The organism is Cohnella herbarum, from assembly GCF_012849095.1.
Classification (GTDB): domain Bacteria; phylum Bacillota; class Bacilli; order Paenibacillales; family Paenibacillaceae; genus Cohnella; species Cohnella herbarum.
This window is the reverse complement of record NZ_CP051680.1, coordinates 8,138,303-8,156,909: the sequence shown is the minus strand read 5'-3', so window position 1 is coordinate 8,156,909 and position 18,607 is coordinate 8,138,303. Positions and strand designations below refer to the sequence as shown.

The following is an 18,607-nucleotide window of genomic DNA, read 5'->3' as shown; positions in this document are numbered from 1 at the left end:
GACTCTTTAATAATATCCATTATCTCTCAAAGTTTCAACCTCGCGTGATTATTCCGCATTGACAATTGAAATCATAATCGTTTAGTTTATTAATTAGTACAGTGTTCAAATAAATTAAGGAGAGGATTTTATGAGTAAATTATCTTTTAAGCCGCTTCTAATTGCAGCAATGGCATTGATGCTAGTTTCAACGAGTTTGATTGGAATTCGGCCGGCTCAAGCGGCGACTCAGAACGTTGCCGCAGGCAAAACTCCCAGCTCTAACGCAACGTTGACGAACGCCTTGCGCTCAACGGACGGATTAAGCAACGACAGCAATTTGTTCACCGAGGCTGGCAGCGGTAAGAAATACATACAGATCGATTTCGGTGCGAGTTATTATTTAAACAAAATTGCAATCTGGCATTACTTTGCGGATAGCAGAACTTACAAGGACGTCATCGTAAAATTATCCGATAGCTCCGCATTCTCGAGCTCCGTGACCATATTTAACAATGATGCGGATAACAGCTCCGGTCAAGGCGCGGGCACGGATGCCGAATATGCCGAATCCGCGGCGGGAAAAAAAATCTCCTTTAATCCGGTCAAAGCAAGATACCTCCGAATCTACTCCAACGGCAGCAGTGTCAATGCATACAATCATTATGTCGAAGTTGAAGCTTGGACCGTTGACAATGCCAATCGCTCGAACAACGTCACCTTCACGAATCCGGAATGGGTGATGGCGCCCCAGACCGATGCCTTTATCCAAAACGTAATCGGCAAGATGAACGCATATAAAATCAAATACCAAATGATAGACGTCGGTTTCTTCGACAAGGATGCCGCCACAGGACAATTCGAGGACACTCTCGGCCAGCAGATCGACGGAACGATGAGTTGGTACGCCTACGACGAGTTGCAGAACTGGGTCGACAAATCCCGGCAATACGCCCCCGGAATGAAATTGATCGGTGTCGTTAACGGCAACAAGTGGCTGCATGTTCAAGCTTTGCCATTTACGGACCGCAACAATGTCTTGCATACGCCTTCGGTTTCGAAATCGGATATGCATGATGCGATAGCCGCCCATTGCGCTTTCCTCGTCAATTATTACGGACTCGACGGAATCAATCTCGACTTTGAACCGGTTACGGCAGGCACGCCAAGCTCCGATTATCGGGAATTGATTCAGAAAGTAAGAACCGCTATCGGTCCGAACAAGAATCTGTCGATTGACGGTAACCCTTTCGCCGCTTACATGCCGGATAACGAAATCGCGCAGTTCGGAGCCCTGCTGGATATGATCGTCATGATGGATTACGATACGGCTGACTTGGCCTCCGCTCCTTATCCGTCCAACCCCTCTACGACGAACGAGACGAATTATAAGCTCGCGATCAAAGAGAACATTAAGCGAATAAGCAGCGCATTGCCGGCTTCTTGCTCCCTTATCCCCTTGGGTCCCGGAAAATACAGTCTTTCCGACTCCCATCAAGCATACGAGAACGCGCAAAGCCATTCGATTGCCATTAACGACGCGATCATGGAAGGCGCGCGCGTTGCCGGTTCCGGAGTTTGGTGGTTCGACGGCTCTATGAACGATGCAACCGAAACGCAACGGTTCGCGGATTATTGGATTAACGGAACCCCTTGACAAATCGATCACCTTGGAGGAATACGAAATGAATTATCAACCTAACGCGCACAGATACGAAGGAATGAAATATAACCGTTGCGGTAAGAGCGGCCTCAAGCTTCCTGCGATTTCCCTAGGTCTATGGCACAATTTCGGAGACGGCTTCGTGTTTAACAATTGCCGCGAAATGGTTCAACGAGCGTTCGATTTAGGGATCACCCACTTCGACGTCGCCAATAACTACGGTTGGCCCGGCGGTTCCTCGGAAGAAACGTTGGGCAAAATCCTTAAGCTGGACTTCTCTTCCCATCGGGACGAAGTGATCGTCTCGACGAAAGCTGGATGGGATATGTGGCCGGGGCCTTACGGAGACGAAGGGTCCAAAAAATATTTGGTGGCAAGCTTGGACCAGAGCTTAAAGCGCCTCGGGCTAGATTACGTCGATATCTATTATCATCATAGACCGGATCCCAACACCCCGATCGAGGAAACGATGGGAGCTCTTGATTTACTCGTACGACAGGGCAAAGCGTTGTATGTCGGCATTTCCTCTTACGATGAAGCCGAGTCCAAAGCGGCGATCGACGTTTTGCGTAAGCTTGGGACGCCTTGCTTAATCCATCAGCCATCCTACTCCATGTTAGATCGCACCGTAGAAGCTGGACTGTTGGACCTTCTAGCGGAAGAGGGCATCGGAAGCATCGCGTTCTTCCCGCTGGCTCAAGGCCTTCTGACGAATAAGTACCTATCCGGCATACCGAGCGACTCGAGAGCGGGGAGCGGCATTCGTTTCCTGAAACCGGAGCATATTACCGACGACGTATTGTCGAAAACCCGTCGGCTCAACGACATTGCTGCGGCTAGGGGTCAGACGTTGGCGCAGATGGCTATCGCGTGGGTGCTGCGCGGCAACCGCGTGACTTCGGCCCTTGTCGGAGCCAGCAGAGTAAGCCAGATCGAGGAAAACGTTGCCGCGCTTAACAATTTGAACTTCACTGCCGAAGAACTAGCTGCGATTGACGCCATTTTATAACCCGATGAAGACAACAATCCCGCGAGCGCGCAGAAATGCGCGCTTCGCGGGATTTACACTTCCTTATAAACAAGCCTTCTCTTTCTTCAAAGCATCCTGCAGTTGCCGAATATCCACGTCGATAGGAGCTACGTTCGCAAGAACCGATAACGCGGCGGCCGTACCGGCAGCCTGGCCCGTTGCCATGCAGCTTGGCGTCAGCCTCGTTGTCGCCAACGCTTCGTGCGTCGTGGAAATGCATCTTCCCGCCGCCAACAGATTGCGCGTCTTGTTCGGCACCAAGCAGCGATACGGAATATCGTATGTTCCGTCGCCAGCGATCCAAGATGCGGTTACGCCTTTCCCGGACGGATCGTGGATGTCGATCGGATATCCGCTTCTGGCGATCGTATCTTCGAACTTCCGTCCCGCGACCACGTCTTCCTTGGTCAATGCGTAATGGCCAACGATCCGTCTCGTTTCGCGAATGCCGATCTGCGTCCCGACGGCCGATATGGAAGCCTTCTCGAAGCCCGGCACGTCTCTCTTCAGAAACTCCGACATCATCAGTACCTGCTTCCGGCCTTCTTCTTCCGCCTGCGTCAGATCCTCGACGTTCGTGCCGTCCAGCCCTTGCACCCTCGTGCAGTTGATCAGAACTTCATCATCCGCAGGACCGGTGAAGAACAGCACTTGATCGCGATTGATCGGAACTTCGGCCGCCTTCCACTGCGAGTAGAAGCCGCACACGCCCGTTAACGGAAGCTCGGGAAGTTCCTTCACCGGCGTCTTCTTATAGAAATCTTCCGGATGGTCGATCATGTATTGTTTGACTTTGGCCAGATCGACGCCGCGCATTCTGAATTTCATCGTCATCGGCTGCGACTGAAGATCTCCGTCCCGTCCTTGAAGGGTTTCCGTTCCCGACAAATAAGCAACGTCCGCATCCCCGCTCGTGTCGACGAATACTTTGCCCTTCAATTCCATCTTGCCGGACTTGGTCGTTATCCGAACCGATTGAATCGTTCCGTCCGAAGTTTCCACCTCGTCTACGAAGCTATGCAGCAGCAGCTTGACTCCGGCTTCCCGTAACATATCCATCGCGACCACTTGATAGATTTCAGGATGATATGGCGTCACCGTATGCACGAAACCGACCGTGTCCCTGAGATGACCGGGAGAACCGCCGCGCTCTTGCAGGCGATCGACGATTTCTTGCGCGATGCCTTTAATGACCTGCTCGCCGCTATCGGCATGGAACGTCATCCAAGGATACACCATCGCCGCCGTAGACATTCCGCCGACGAAACCGTACCGTTCCACCAGAATCGTCTTCACGCCTTGCCGTCCCGCTGCTATCGCCGCGGTAATTCCCGCAGGACCTCCCCCGACGACGATAACGTCCGCTTCCAATATTTTCGCCATTGTATAACCACTCCCTATGTCTATTCTTTTAACCCCGTCATCGCAACGCCTTCGATAAACTGGCGCTGCGCCAAGAAAAAGATGATCAATAGCGGCACGGTCGCCATGACCGTCGCGCTCATTAAGTGGTGCCACGCCGTACCTACTTCATCCGTAAACAAGGACAAACCCAGAGGCAACGTCATCAAATTACGGGTATTAATGAAGATGAGCGGATCGAAAAATTCGTTCCAATTCGTCACGAAAGTAAAGATCGTTAAGGTAGCCAGACCGGGCTTAGCGATCGGAATCATAATCTGTCCGTAAATGCGGAACCGGTTGCAGCCGTCGATCATCGCGGCTTCTTCCAATTCCTTCGGAATCGTGATGAAAAACTGCCGCATCACGAAGATGCCGAATACGCCGCCCGCTCCGAATATCGGAAGGAGGATCAGCGGCAAATGCGTATCGATCCAGCCCAGCTCGCGCATGAACAGGAACATCGGAATCGCCGTTACTTCATGCGGGATCATCATCGCGCTCAGCAAGATCAAGAACACGAAATTTCTGCCCGCGAACGGGATTCTGGCGAACGCATAACCGGCAAGCGAAGCGAAGAATACCGTCCCCCCCACGACCAAGAAGGCGATATAGACGCTGTTAAAGTAAAACCACTCGAACGGAATGAGCTTGAATACGTCGGCATAGTTCTCGAATCTGAACGTCGTCGGAATCAATTGCGGCGGATACGTGAAAATCTTCTGCGGTTCCTTAAAGGAAGTCGAGATCATCCACAGAAACGGAATAATCATGATTAACGATATGACGCTCAGAGTCGCATAGGTGCCGACGGTGCCTAACGATCTACGAATAGAACCATTATGCGTCGCTTTCATTGAACACCCACCTTTTTCTAAGCTGCCACTGCACCAACGTCAATACGAGCACGACGAAGAACAACACGAACGCGAGAGACGAGGCGTAGCCGAGCTGGAACAGTTTGAACGCTTTCTCCCAAATGTAGTACACCAGCACTTTCGTGCTATTGCTTGGTCCCCCTTGCGTCATGACGAAGATTTGGCCGAATACTTTCAACGATCCAATGACGGTCATGACGACGGTCAGGAATACCGTTGGCGTGATCATCGGCAACGTTACGTTGAAGAAGGACTTCGTTTTGCCCGCGCCGTCCAGCGTCGCAGCTTCGTATAACGATCTTGGAACCTGTTGAAGCGCGGCGATGAACAGTACCATGTTCAGGCCGACGTTCTTCAGCACGCTCGTCACGATAACGGCGGGCATCGCCAAATCCGTATCGTATAACCATGCCGGCCCCTTAATGTTGAACACCATGAGAAGCTGATTGATCAAACCCGAATCGGTCGCGAACATGTATTTCCACACGATGGACCAGACGATCAAAGAGGTCATGACCGGCACGAAAATCGCGGTGCGGAACAGGCCGATTCCCCGTAGGTTTTTGGATAAGAGGAGCGCCAGCAGCAGAGCTAGAATAATATTCAACGGTACGAGTCCTACCGTAAAGTAGACGGTGTTGGTAAGCACTTTCCAGAACAAGGAATCCGATAGAATGTGCTGATAGTTGTCTAGTCCTATGAATTTATGGTCTCCCAATAACGGCCAATCCGTAAAACTCATATATAATGCCAATCCCATTGGAAACAGTAACAGCAACGTAAAACCTAACACCATCGGAGAGATAAAGAGCCATCCCGTAATTTGCGCTTCCCGGGTCAGCGGTCCTTTTCTTCGTTGTTTGCTTTTGTCTTTCAACCGGTTCACCGCCTTCTAGGTCAATCTATCGATCGCATCGCGAATGTCGGCCACCGCTTTGCGTAAAGTATCCTCCGTCTTGCCTACGACGATCGCTCCCAACATTACCGCTTTGATACCTGCGTCGCTTAACGCGCGGATATCGTCCGGAACGAGCTTGCGTTGCGACGGAACGAGTACGGGCATCCGCGCGCGTTCGACGAGATAACGATACTTCAGAACGTCTGCGAAGCTTAACGGCGTTCCGTATTCGGATCCGGGAATAACCGAAGCTTCAAGCGCCGTAAAACCGAAATGACTCGCCGAAGGCAGCAAAGCAAGATCGGACGATTCGTTGATCGCGAACGTTCTCTCCAAGCCGAGGTCTTGCAGCATGAAGGAAGGAAGATGGTGACCGTAGATGGAATAGAAGTCGAAACCCATAGGGGCGAGCCGTTCGATATCCTCGCGTTTAGCGCCTTCGATGCTCCCTGACGGAACGACTCCGAACGGACCGTCGAACTGGCCGCGGATGTTACGAAAAACCGCTTCGTATTCGTCCAGTTGGCCGAAATGGTTTCCGCTTGCTCTATGGCCGACGTTATAGTGAACTTTAAGGCCATCGGCTCCTTCTTTCAGCGCAGCTCCGGCTAAAACCGCGTCGTTGGCCGGGAGACTTACGATCAGCGTAAGATTCCGCTTGTTCAAACTTTCTTGTAAGCTAGCCATGTTTAAGCCTCCTGTAACAAGGAAACGGCTCGAACCCGAACCGTTGTCCTTGTCCAATATGGAATTACTTCATAAGCGCGTTGACTTCGTCGGAGATCGTTTTCAAATTTTGATCCGCCGGAACGACTTTGCCGAACAATCTATCGAACCCTTGCAGGATCGCGTTGTCGATATTTTGCCAACGTACATGCCCCGGAAGAATGCGAGCTTTAGGCATTTCGTCGATAACGGTCTGAATGATATGTTCTTTGCTCGGATTGTTAGGCTGATTGATGAATTCGTCCGAGTTCAACACCGTCGTACGCGGAGGCACGAAGAAAGTCGAAGTCGCTTGAATGCCTTCTTGGCTAGCGAAATATTTCAGAAGCTTCTTCGCTTCTTCCGGATGTTTGCTGTCTTTGAACAAGGTGTATCCCGCTTGGCCCAACATCGGTACGCTGCCTTGCGAACCGGATGGCGTAGGAGCGATGCTCCATTCGAAATCCTTGATTTCCCTAGCTTTGGATACGTAGCTGTAAACATCGAAGAACATACCTACGTTGCCTGCGTCGAAGCTGACTTGTTCTCCGGCTTTCGGATGCGATTCATCCGTGAACATCATGCGTTCCAGCATTTCGAACGTTTCCACGCCGTATTGGTCGTTCCATGTAAATTCCGTGATATCCTTATTGAAAGGCCCGCTTCCGTTCGACCAAGAATAGGAGGACAATGCCACCCACGTCTTCCAATCGCGGAAGAAGTTAACGCCGTACACGCGATTTTGCGCGTCTTTGTTCGTAATCGCTTTCGCGGACTTCTCGAATTCCGCCCAAGTCCATTTGCCTTCCTTAGCCAAAGTATTCGGATCCGTCAAATTCGCTTTATCGAACAACGTTTTGTTATAGAACATAACCATCGGCGGAGTAGAGAAAGGCAAACCTAGCAACTTATCGCCGTCACGGAACAGGTCGAGCGTGCTCGGAATGTAGTCGTCGAGCTTGAATTCCGCATCGTCCTTGAATTCGGATACGTCGCCCAAAATTCCGTTTTCTTTGAATTGCGGAACCATCCGTTCGGACACCCATGCGATATCCGGCAACGATTTACCGGCGGCCAGAACGGAAATCTTCTGCTGATAGTCCGCGAACGGCACCGATTCCATCGTCACTTGGATGCCCGGGTTTTCTTTCTTGAAGCCGTCGATCAATTTGGTGTAAACGTCCATATGGGCTTGGTTGCCCCACATCATGAACTTCAGTTCGACGTCCCCCGATTTTTCCGGACTGCTCGTCGAGCCGCTCTCCGATCCCGAATTGCTGCAACCGAATGTAAACGCAACCATCATTGTCAATAAGAGCAATAACCCTGTCTTTTTCACGTGAATCCCCCTTAGTAGGTAGCATTATGTTGGTGCCTCTTGAGTATAGCGGGGGTGCGATGCTTGCTTAAATCACGCCAACTTAAGAAATAGTACGTTTTCTTTATACATCGTCCTTGACCCGATCTTCCGAGCCAGCTTGACCGTATTGATCCCTGTAATCCCCTGCCGTCAGTCCGACCTGTTGTTTAAAAACGAGCATGAAATGCTTCGGGCTTTGGTGCCCGGACAGACGGGCGACGTCGTAGATTTTCAGCCGGGTATTGGCGAGCAACCACTTGGCCCGCTCCATCCGGGTGTAGGATACGTATTCCGAATAGTTCATTCCCGTCTCCGCCTTGAATAGTTGACTTAAATAAGTCGCGTTCAAGTGAACCCTGGCCGCCACGGTCTGAAGACGCAAATCGCTATCGGTATGGAGCTTGACGAACTCCTTCACGTCGCGAATAAGCTTCCTCGTATCTCCGCCTGCGTTCGATTCGTTGAGCATCGCGCTCTGCGACGGGGACGGCGATATCCCGTGACGATGATCCAGCGCCAGCTTGATTTTATCCAAGGTCGTAACCAGCTCGAGCCGTTCGATCGGCTTCAACAAATATTTGTAAACTCCGAACTCGATCGCTTTGCGCGCGTAATCGAATTCCCCGTAGCCGCTAATGATAACGACGGGCAAATCCGGGTACATTTCTTTTACTTTCGATACTAGCGTCAATCCGTCCATCTCTCTCATGCGGATGTCGGTGAACATAAGATCGGGGATATCGCATTTCAAATACTCCAATGCTTCCATTCCGTTGGCCGCTTCGCCGGTCACCTCGAATTGGCTGGACGATTGGCCGATCAATTCCCGCAGCCCATGGCGGATGACGGTTTCGTCTTCCACGAGTAACACCTTATACATGTTCGCCACCGCCTGTCTCTTGGATTCGTATCGTGATCGTAACGGCGAGTCCTTGCCCAAGACTGCCGTCTATCGTCAAGTCCCCGCGTTCGCCGTAAATAAACATGATCCTCTGCGCGATATTCGGAATGCCGAGCCCGCTCTGACCCTCTCTCCGCCAACTCTGATAGGAGGGCTGCGTTCGGATTTTCAAATTCAACTGTTCGATCTCCGTCTCCGTCAGTCCCTTTCCGTCGTCTCTAACCGTAATAAGCAGCTCGTTCTCGAAACGCAAGGCGGATATCCAGATCGTCCCTCCGTTTTCCTCGGCCTCGATCCCATGATACAAAGCGTTTTCCACTAGCGGCTGCAGAATCAGCTTCGGAATCGGAATGTCGACGATATCTTCGTCGATCTCGTATTCCACCCGCAGCCTTTCCCCATAACGCATCTGCTGGATCTGAACATAAGATTGTACGAACCGAATTTCTTCCTTTAACGGAACTTGCCTGTCGACTTTATCGATCGTATATCTTAATAGCTTGCCTAAAGCGGAAACCATATCCGAGACTTCGGCGTTATTCTTTCGAATCGCCATCATGCTGATAGATTCTAAAGTGTTATAAATAAAATGCGGATTGATCTGGCTTTGCAACGCGGAAAGCTCCGCTTCCTTCTCCCGGATTCCGAGGACGAAAACCTCGTTGAAAAGTCGGTTGATCTCCTCCATCATCTTGTTGAATCCGCGCCCCAGTTGACCGAATTCGTCATGGCCGAACGTCGAAACCCGCTTGTTGAAATCCCCTTGCTCGACGCCGACCATCTTCTTCTTCAATTCGATGAGCGGGCGGGTGATCCGATAAGAAATCCCCACGGCCAATATCGTAACGATCGCCAAACATAAGACGGCAAACCACAACGTGTACGTCCATAGTTCCCGCGATTCCTTCTGAATGACTTTAATCGGCGTCAAACTAATAACGGATAAACCCGAATAATTGGAATGATGCTGAACGTACAAATAATGCTGACCGCCCAGCTCGATTTTCTGGTTGCCGCCGTTTTTCCGAAGCTGATCATGCTGCAGCAAATCGTCGTAAGCGGAAATCTCGGTTCCCGATTTTCGTTCGAAGAGCAATCTTTTCTGGCTATCCATAATAATCAGATTCGCGTCTTGTTCGAAATTCAAATTGGACAAAATGTTTCGGAAAGCGTCCAGCTTAATATCGATAAGAATATAACCAAGACGCTTGAGCGTATTAGGTTCGCGTATCATTCTCGCTACCGTGATGTAAGGTTCGGTCGATGTCCCGCTATAATAGGAAGGCATATGGGGAGGAATCAACATCCACGCTCCATCCGATCGATTCACCTCGGCGAACCACTCGTCCTGTCTGCTGTCCCACACCGAATCGACCGCCATAGAGTCTACGTTCGAGAACAGAATGCCGCTGTTGCTCACGAAATGGATTCCGCGAATTTCCGCTCTATCGTAGGCATGGGCGGAAGTGTACAGCTTCATTTTCATATAATCGTCCGAAGACGCCCAAGACGCCGAGCCCATCTCCCCATCGTATTTGCTTAATATTTTCAGAACCATCTCGTCATATAGAGGCATCAACGAAAGTCTCTCGTAATCTTTCAGGAGCCGATCCATATTCGCGTTAATCTGCCGCACGATATCGATGGTGAATTGCTCGGTCTTCCGATCTACGGTATCCGAAAAATGCCGATAAGTTACGATTCCTTGCAGGCTTAACGGAAACAAAATCAGGAAGACGAAGAGGAGCAACAATTTCGTCCGCAGGTTCAATTCCCTCGGAAACCTCTTTTTCCATTGCATCATTCGAAGACCCCTTTTTGATGACTGACTCGTTTGTGTTTGTGTTTGTGTTTGTGTTTGTGTTTGTCTCATTTTTTTGTATGCGCTTTCACAAAATAACGTCTGGAGTATTCTATTATAACGATGAGACGAAGAAAAGATATCCCTTGACGATTGGAAATGGTACGGAATATTGGGATTCGTCTCGCCCGGCATTGAACAAATCGCTAGAGAAAACCATTTTTGCGGCCTTTATCGCTTCCATATCGTTATCGAAAACGCTTAACGTTACGCCATCACCTTATTTCTTGTTGAACACCCTATTCGCGCATTTCACGAAAAAAACCCACGGTTCCTGGGGAACCGCGGGCGGGTGGTTCGGCGTCAGCTTCACTCCTCAGTCCCTCCCGTTAGGGCTTCGACAAGCCGTTTCGCGATCGCGATCTGTCCCTCAGCTGAAGGATGGATTCCATCCGCCTCCAGCCATTCGGACGGAGACGACTTTCCGGCAACGGATAACGTATCGATAACTCGGTCCGGTTTCGTTTTCATCAATTTCCCGATCACTTCAAACGCCCGCCACGCAGCGAAAGCCGGTATTACCTGAGGAGCTGTCTGGCGTATTCTTATTTCTAGCGGCGACCCTGTAACGGTTGCAGTAGGATTTGTGGCACAAATAGGAGCCGCCGCGCATCGATCTCATATCGCTGACTTGTCGTCCCCGGGGATTGTCCGCGTCTCCGACCGAATGGTAATCGCGGTCAAACCAGTCCGCGCACCATTCCCATACGTTACCGGCCATATTGTACAAGCCGTAGCCGTTAGGCAAATAAGCTCTTACCGGCGCCGTCCCTTCGTAACCGTCGCTGGCATGGTTCACTTCGGGAAACTTTCCTTGCCAGATGTTGCAAAGGTGTTCGCCGCCCGGCTTGAGCTCGTCTCCCCAAGGATATCTCTTCTGAACGAGCCCGCCCCGCGCGGCGAATTCCCATTCGGCTTCCGTCGGCAGACGTTTGCCCGCCCAGCGGCAATAAGCCGCGGCATCGTTCCACGTCACGTGAACGACCGGATGGTCTCCCCGGTTCCCCACATTCGAACCGACTCCCTCGGGATGCGACCAATCGGCGCCATCCACGGCCAGCCACCAAGGCGTATACGGAACGGCACGAGAGCCTTGTTCCCTGGATCGAGTCGTGACGAACGAATGAAACACGTAAGACCATCCGAACACCTCCGCCTCCGTCCGATATCCCGTAGCCGAGACGAACTTCGCGAATTGATCGTTCGTTACCGCGGTTACATCTATATAGAAGGAATCGACGGCGACTTGCCTTACCGGACCTTCCCCGTCCTCGGGAAACCCTTCCCGATCGGAGGTACCCATTAGGAACGTTCCCCCCGGAATCAATACCATTCCTACTCGGCTATCCCAGGATGATGCGATATTTTCCGACTCCCTATCGGTCAGGTCCGCTTCGAATCGGGAATGCCGAATGCTCTCCGAATCGACGGTATCCCTTCTCGCCGAGCAACAGGAAGGAACATCGATTTTCTTCCGCATGTCGCGCCACCTCCCGCCTAGAATAAGATAATGCCGGCAAAGCCGGATGCTACGATGACGACGATCGGATGAAGTTTATATTTAAGAATGGCATATAGGCAGCCAATACTAATTAGCAATGTCATAAGCGTAGGCCAAGTGAATATCGTTTCGGTATGGGACAGAAAACCGAAATGCAGAGCCGCATAGATGATCAATCCGGTAACGACCGGTCTAAGACCGTAGAAGGAAGCTTTTACCCGTTTATTGCTTTGATACCGCATGCAGAAGGCGACTATAAGAATGACGATGAGCAGGGAAGGCATTACCATGCCAATCGTCGCTACGATCGCGCCGGGAAAACCCGCCAAATCGAATCCGATCAATGTCGCGCTGTTGGTGGCGATAGGTCCTGGCGACATGCCCGCCAACGAGACGATCTGTTGAAACTCATTGGCGTCGACCCAACCGCGATGGTTCATTTCGCGTTCGATCATCGGAATGACGGCATAACCCCCTCCGAACGAAATGAATCCGATTTTCAAAAATACGAAAAACAACTTGCCCAGCATATCTATCCCCCGACCTAGATATAATATTCCGGAAACAACAGCTGCTGATCGGAAGCGGGAGTCGTCTCTTTTTCCGTCCGAACCTTCATTCCCGTCCGTTCCTTAGCTCCGACGATAAGGATGCCGGCTAAGACCCCGCCAGCAATGACGTAGATCGGATGGATCGAAGTGAAGAGCAGCACTCCGAGGGCCGCGATTTCGATGACCGTCGTCGCCTTGTCGAAGATCGATGTTTTGACCATTTTGAACGCCGCTAATAAAATCAAAGCGATGATCGCTCCGTGAATGCCTTTCAGCGCCGCAGCTATCTTCGGATTGTTCTCGAAATGCAGGTAGAACACGCTTAGCAGAAAAACGATCGCGAACGTCGGCAGCGTAATGCCGAGCACCGCCATGCAAGCGCCGGTTACGCCGGATTTGCGATATCCGATGAACACCGCCGAATTGACGCCGACTCCTCCGGGTGCGCTTCCCGCCACGGACACCAGATCGGCGATATCCTCTTGCCTTAACCATCCCCGCTTCTGAACGACTTCCCTTTCGATGACGGGAATCATCGCATAACCTCCACCGAAGCTCGACGGTCCGATTTTGAAAAACACCCAAAAGATTTGCCCGAGTATGGATAATCTTGCTCTAAGTTGCGAAATCACTCGATGATCACCTTCCTCTTGCTGACGCGAAGCACGACGAAGCAACCGCTGGCGCGGTCGCTCGTCATGTTCGTCTATAACCTTCTAATCCCGAAGACCCAGTCTTGCGAATTGCTCGGTCGGCGCCTTAAGCGTAATTAACGTTTCCTTCAACGCTTGCCGCAGCCTCGCCGCCTGCTCCGGCTCCCGATCGACCAAGTTATTATGCTCGCTAGGATCGAGTTTCTTATCGCTCAACCAAGTCGGAGTCGGCCAGGAGGCGCAATCCGTAACGGCTCTTACGCCGTCCCGGTAAGGACCCAGATCGTACGGAATGAATTTAGCCAGACAAGTTCCGTGCCAATAGAGCGGCTGGTTGTCCGCGTTCGGCGATTGATGCAATACCCAGCGGCCGTCGGTGACGGTGACGCTCTTCCCGAACATGCCGCTGATCGCGTAGTCCCGCAGATGCGCCGCTTCGTCTTCGAACACGGGCGTCAAATCCAATCCGTGCCGATCCGGGGGGCATGCCTTGCCCGTCGCCCGCAACACGGTCGGATAAATATCGACGAGTTGGGCCAATTGATTCCTTCTCGTCCCTTGCCCCCCATGAGGATAAGCCACGATGAAGGGAATATGGGAAACGGCATCGTATTGATGCGTCTGCAGCTTGCCCGTACGGCCAAGATCTCCGTTATACGTGCCGTGGTCGGTCGTGAAAACGAGCATCGTGTTGCTCCACAGATCGAGCTCGTCCATCTTGTCGAGCAGCTTGCCGAGCCATTTATCTACAAGAACGACGTTAGCCGCGTAGCAAGCTTGCACGTGCTTCAATTGATCTTCGTTCATATGATTGCGCCATTCGTCGTAAGGCGCTTGCGGGATAAACCGGTCGACGTCGTACCCTCTCGGATCGAACATCTTGACGTATTCCTCGGGCGGATCCCACGGCTCGTGCGGGTCGAAGCAATCCAAATGAAGGTAGAAGTCCTTATGCGTATAATTCGCTTCCAACCATTCAGAGGCTTTGGAGAACATCTGGGCGCAGAAATAATCCTCCTCGGATTTGCGGGTAAGATGAACGTTGCGGAAATGCCTTTCCAGCTTCGTGACCCGCTCCGAATCGGGACATGGGAACTCGACGGGATCCGTTCTCCAAGCGTCCGCTTCGTGTCCGCGAATAAACTCGAATCCGGTATACCCCATATGATAATTGCCGGCTCCCTGTTCCCACATATGAAAGTGATCCGTGATGAAGTAACTGACGGGATTCCCGTTCTTCAACTGTTCGGACATGGATTGGTTGGGCGGTCCCGAAATCTGCCTTGGCAGATCCAGATCGTCCTCCTCGAGCGGTCCCCATCCGCGTTCCAGAAATTCGTAACGCCCCGTGTAAATATCCCTTCTGGCCGGCATGCAAGGCGTCGATCCGCAATACGCGTTGTCGAAAACGATACCCTTCTCCGCCAAACGGTCCATGTTCGGCGTAGGAATGACCCAATCTTGCTGCTCCGCGCTCGTCACTTGATTCAGCGGACGCCCCAGATGATAGGGACCGCAGTGATCCCTCCTTAACGTGTCGCAGACGATAACGATACTGTTCATGAACAATCACCTCTGTCTTCTAATCTGGATTAATCCGCGCTTAATTCGATCATCGCGTGGATATGGACTTTAGGAACCGTAAACCGAATTCCTTTCTCCGTTTCTTCCGTAACCAATCGCTCGTTGCCCGGGCGAACCGTTGCCGATCGAATCTTTTTATCGTTAATTCGCACTTCGATGTCATGAACCGGCGTAATGTTCTCGATCGGATCGTAGAACGAGCTGCTCTTCTCGCCCGCATGGATGTTCTGGAAGTTGATCAGATGAAGAATCTTCTTGCCGTCCTTCTCCATTAAGTTCGTCTCGACGTGCACGGGAGCGTTCGTTTCGAAATATTTGCCGGTATCGTACCGATCGAGCAGATTCGTAATGATCCGCCTCACCCAGAAATGATTGCTGTTCCAATAAGTGCGGAATACGGGGGCCGCCACGTAAAGAGCGGTTCCTTCCCCATAACGGTTGACGCTGATGCCGGGAAAATCGCTGATCGTTCCCGCCGGAGGCATCGGATGACGGAAGGCGCGATTAACAGCAGGTACGGTAAGCGGCCATTGGATCAAGCTTAACGTCTCGGCCGTCGTAGGAACCGTCTTAATGAACTCCCCTTCGACTAGCTGCGGTATCTTGGCGACTCCGTTCCACAACCGTTCGTTCTCCGTGAAATAGGCGAACGGATACGGAGTCCGCTCCAAGTAATGCAAGCCCAGTACGTCTGCAAGCCCGAAATCCTTCGTTTCCTTGGAATAGGTCGCGGCGCCTTCGGCCAGCAGCAAACCTCCCTCTCGTACGAAAGCTTCCAGCCTTTCGATCGATGCCTTCGATAATTTGACGTTCTCCGGAAGGACAACCGCCCGATAACCCGCCAAATCCGGAAACTCGTCGTTATAATAGATATCGAATTGACGATGCCCTTCGATCAGCATTTTCGCTGATCCGAACGTCGCCGAATCGTCCTTGTCATGGTACCAATTGCTCGTGTTGTCTGCGATGACCGCGATACCGCGGACGCTCTTCGCGCCGATGCAATATGCTTCCCGCTCTTCCACGAAGGAGAACGCCTCGCCGATAATATCGTAAACGCCGCCCTGCAACGAACCGTCCGGCATCACTTGGTCGCCGATATTGATAATGCCTCCGTTCGCCATGATGCAAGCGAATTCGAACTTCAATTGCTCGGCCGTCTTGCAGGACATGAGTCCCCAGCCCTCAGTGAAGCGTACCGTCATAATTTGAACGGGAACGTCCAACGTGCGAATGTGGCGAGCGCGAATGGAATGTCCCAAGAACGAACCGGTTGCGGACGGCTGAGATTCCCATAACCCGTAATCGCTCGTCGCGTTTACCGATGCCGGTTCGCCCATGCGCCAAGCTCCGTTGCAATTGACAAGCACTTCCGGACGGATTTTCTTGATGACGTCGTGGATTTCTTTCATGCAGCGCGCGGCGGAATCGATTCCGAAGCCGATGACAAGCTCGCGGTTCGTCTTCAGCAGCTCCGGCGTTAGCTCTTGGCCGTATTCCTCGACAAATTTCTTTTTGCAATAGTCGCAGAAGCAATAGTGATTATGAATGTAAGGAATATCGAACAGATATCCGTCCATCTCGTATTTCTCGGTAATTTCCTTTACCTGAGGGATCACCAATTCTTCGCGATATGGACTGTTAATGCAAGGCAGCTCCCATACGGTCCCTTCACTCCCACGGACTTTGCCGAACTCGTCGACTTGATACCAATCCGGGTTATTCAGCACCGCATGGGCGTCCGTTCCGAGCGAGTAGTACGCGATTACCTTGATGTCGTTTTTCCTCGCTTCAGCTAACACTTCCCCGAAGAAATCCTCCTTTAATCCGCTGTGCTTATGTCCGACCGTATTGTCGTAAAACGCGTTTCCGAAGTGGCATTTGGTAAATACGCCGATCACATTCGCTTTCGCTCTTACGAAATGGGAGACGAACTCTTGGGCGTTAAAATTGTTGATTGCGTCGCGCGGAAACTCCGGCATATGAAAATCTATATGAACCTGTCTGATGTTCTCCCGAAACCAGTTGCTATTCGTAGTCATGGTCTATCTCCTTCTCGTCAGGTCGGATATAAGGAAGGAGGAACAGTCCTGCCGGACGCTCCTCCCGCCTATGATCTTCTCGTTGTCGGTCAATCCGCTATATCGCGATTATTAACAATTATTGCTTCGTACCGTAGAGGTTTTCCTTGTTCCAGTTATTCGTTTTCAGTACGGTCGTCATATCCGCTTTAAGCGTCTTTTGCAATTCGGCTTTGTATTTCTCCTCCGTAATCGTGCCTTCCAGGTACAACTGACCGATTTTCACCAGGTCCTCGTTCAGCTTCTTGTCGATATGCGCCGCATAGAAGTTAACCAGAATGCGGTCGCCCACGAATTGGAAGCCGCTCAAGTTAGCCGGCAACTCGACGTTGGCAAGCGTCGTCGCGACGTACATTTTGTTGCCCATGATCGTTGCCACTTCAGGCGAGGATAAATACATGAAGAAATCCACTGCCGCCGCGTATTTGTCGCCCGTTACTTTTTTCGGAATCGCGAACACGAGATCCGGATATCCGCCCAGCTCGTAGTTTTTCTCGGCCGCGTTCGGGTTTTGATCCTTGGTCAAGTAAGGCAAAGCGAACGTGCCGTATTCGAAGTTGCGAGCTTTGGAGTCTTGGATGGTCTTCAATTCGAAGTTGCCTGCCATTACCATCGCCGCATCGCCGCGCAAGAACATTTCTTTCGCCGCGTCGCCGTTCATCGCGTTGTATCCCTTCGCCCAATACTGCGACCAGTCTTTCATGATCGGCATATAGCCCGTCCAGTCCGCGGACTCCAGGTTTACCGCGCCTTCGTCGACGGATGCCGCGATTTCGTTCAATTCGAGCTGTCTATTGTTGTTGAAGTCGTAGCTTCTTACTTTCTCCGCCGCGATTTGATTCGTCATCATGTTAACGGCCCACAGATAGTGGTTATCGCCCGGTTTCGAGTTCGCGAACGCGAACGGCGTTACGCCGGCCGCTTTCAACTTCGATTGAACGTCCAGGAATTCGGTCCAAGTCTTCGGAATAGCCAGATTGTTCTTCGCGAACAAATCTTGATTGTAGAATACGCGGATGGATAACGTTTGCAACGTAATCCCCGCAATACTGCCCGAAGTCGGGTTTTTCATTTCGTTCAGGATCGACGGGGTGAAAGTGTCTTTCCACACCTTGTTGCCCGCGTACGGATTAGGTTTGTCGTATTCGGAAGAGAGATCGACGATCAAATCTTTATTTAGATCCTCATGAGTCCATGTATAACGGCTTGGAATAATATCGGGAGACGTTCCGCCGATCAAACCCGTCGTGAGCCAAGTTCTGAATGAATCCCCGTCGTTCGGAGCGTAGTCCAGCTTGATTTTGACATTGTCGTGCTTGCTCGTATAACCGTCGATAATTTCCTGCCACACTTGTTTCGTTTCTTCGTCCTTCGGCGTTTCGACCGCGAACGTCAGATTCACGGACTTGGCCGCGGCTCCGGCCGACGAACTCGATTCCGGACTAGAATCGGAATTTCCCGAAGCGCACCCGCTTAACAACGCAACTCCCATACTCAAGACGAGCGACGTCGATAACAAAGCGTTTTTCTTCTTAAACATGCAAACCCACCCCTTATTCAT

Annotated in this window: 16 protein-coding genes; 2 read left to right on the top strand and 14 right to left on the bottom strand. The window is 51.5% G+C overall.

What is annotated here, in order from left to right; genetic code table 11:
* Positions 1 to 130: 130 nt before the first annotated feature.
* Both HH215_RS34270 and mgrA read left to right on the top strand, forming a co-directional pair.
* A complete protein-coding gene (locus HH215_RS34270; RefSeq protein ID WP_169284005.1) occupies positions 131 to 1,636 on the top strand; it encodes a glycoside hydrolase family 18 protein in 1,506 nt (501 codons plus the stop codon).
* Between the two features lie 28 nt (positions 1,637 to 1,664).
* Positions 1,665 to 2,651 (top strand): L-glyceraldehyde 3-phosphate reductase, encoded by a 987-nt coding sequence (gene mgrA / locus HH215_RS34265; protein ID WP_169284004.1) that lies wholly within the window; start codon positions 1,665 to 1,667, stop codon positions 2,649 to 2,651.
* A 63-nt stretch (positions 2,652 to 2,714) separates the two neighbouring features.
* On the opposite strand, the gene HH215_RS34260 is transcribed toward mgrA, so the two are convergent.
* The 14 genes from HH215_RS34260 to HH215_RS34195 form a co-directional block, all read right to left on the bottom strand.
* Entirely contained in the window at positions 2,715 to 4,055 is a 1,341-nt protein-coding gene (locus HH215_RS34260) for an FAD-dependent oxidoreductase (RefSeq protein WP_169284003.1), read from the bottom strand.
* A 20-nt stretch (positions 4,056 to 4,075) separates the two neighbouring features.
* Positions 4,076 to 4,930, bottom strand: a complete 855-nt coding sequence (locus HH215_RS34255; protein WP_169284002.1) for a carbohydrate ABC transporter permease — start codon at positions 4,928 to 4,930, stop codon at positions 4,076 to 4,078.
* Complete coding sequence (locus tag HH215_RS34250; RefSeq protein ID WP_169284704.1) at positions 4,914 to 5,747, bottom strand: carbohydrate ABC transporter permease; 834 nt, start codon at positions 5,745 to 5,747, stop codon at positions 4,914 to 4,916. Before HH215_RS34250 ends, HH215_RS34255 begins: the two co-directional genes overlap by 17 nt.
* Positions 5,748 to 5,843: 96 nt before the next feature.
* Positions 5,844 to 6,536, bottom strand: coding sequence for a hypothetical protein (locus HH215_RS34245; protein ID WP_169284001.1), 693 nt, complete (start codon positions 6,534 to 6,536; stop codon positions 5,844 to 5,846).
* Positions 6,537 to 6,600: 64 nt separating this feature from the next.
* The gene (locus tag HH215_RS34240) at positions 6,601 to 7,893 is read right to left on the bottom strand and encodes an ABC transporter substrate-binding protein (RefSeq protein WP_169284000.1); all 1,293 of its coding nucleotides are present in this window, start codon (positions 7,891 to 7,893) and stop codon (positions 6,601 to 6,603) included.
* Between the two features lie 103 nt (positions 7,894 to 7,996).
* Positions 7,997 to 8,794 (bottom strand): response regulator transcription factor, encoded by a 798-nt coding sequence (locus tag HH215_RS34235; RefSeq protein WP_169283999.1) that lies wholly within the window; start codon positions 8,792 to 8,794, stop codon positions 7,997 to 7,999.
* Positions 8,787 to 10,619, bottom strand: coding sequence for a sensor histidine kinase (locus tag HH215_RS34230; RefSeq protein ID WP_169283998.1), 1,833 nt, complete (start codon positions 10,617 to 10,619; stop codon positions 8,787 to 8,789). The genes HH215_RS34235 and HH215_RS34230 overlap by 8 nt, the downstream gene beginning before the upstream one ends.
* A 366-nt stretch (positions 10,620 to 10,985) precedes the next feature.
* A complete protein-coding gene (locus HH215_RS34225; protein WP_169283997.1) occupies positions 10,986 to 11,162 on the bottom strand; it encodes an SGNH/GDSL hydrolase family protein in 177 nt (58 codons plus the stop codon).
* Position 11,163: 1 nt separating this feature from the next.
* Positions 11,164 to 12,156 (bottom strand): formylglycine-generating enzyme family protein, encoded by a 993-nt coding sequence (locus HH215_RS34220; RefSeq protein ID WP_169283996.1) that lies wholly within the window; start codon positions 12,154 to 12,156, stop codon positions 11,164 to 11,166.
* A gap of 17 nt (positions 12,157 to 12,173) precedes the next feature.
* Positions 12,174 to 12,707: a chromate transporter gene (locus HH215_RS34215; protein ID WP_169283995.1), complete on the bottom strand. Its 534-nt coding sequence runs from the start codon at positions 12,705 to 12,707 to the stop codon at positions 12,174 to 12,176.
* Between the two features lie 14 nt (positions 12,708 to 12,721).
* A complete protein-coding gene (locus tag HH215_RS34210; RefSeq protein WP_310735625.1) occupies positions 12,722 to 13,309 on the bottom strand; it encodes a chromate transporter in 588 nt (195 codons plus the stop codon).
* 135 nt (positions 13,310 to 13,444) lie between these two features.
* Positions 13,445 to 14,944, bottom strand: coding sequence for a sulfatase (locus tag HH215_RS34205; RefSeq protein ID WP_169283994.1), 1,500 nt, complete (start codon positions 14,942 to 14,944; stop codon positions 13,445 to 13,447).
* A gap of 29 nt (positions 14,945 to 14,973) precedes the next feature.
* Positions 14,974 to 17,007: an alpha-L-fucosidase gene (locus HH215_RS34200; protein WP_169283993.1), complete on the bottom strand. Its 2,034-nt coding sequence runs from the start codon at positions 17,005 to 17,007 to the stop codon at positions 14,974 to 14,976.
* Between the two features lie 118 nt (positions 17,008 to 17,125).
* Positions 17,126 to 18,586 carry an ABC transporter substrate-binding protein gene (locus HH215_RS34195; RefSeq protein ID WP_169283992.1) on the bottom strand — a complete coding sequence of 487 codons (1,461 nt, stop codon included), beginning with the start codon at positions 18,584 to 18,586 and terminating at the stop codon, positions 17,126 to 17,128.
* Between the last annotated feature and the right edge of the window lie 21 nt (positions 18,587 to 18,607).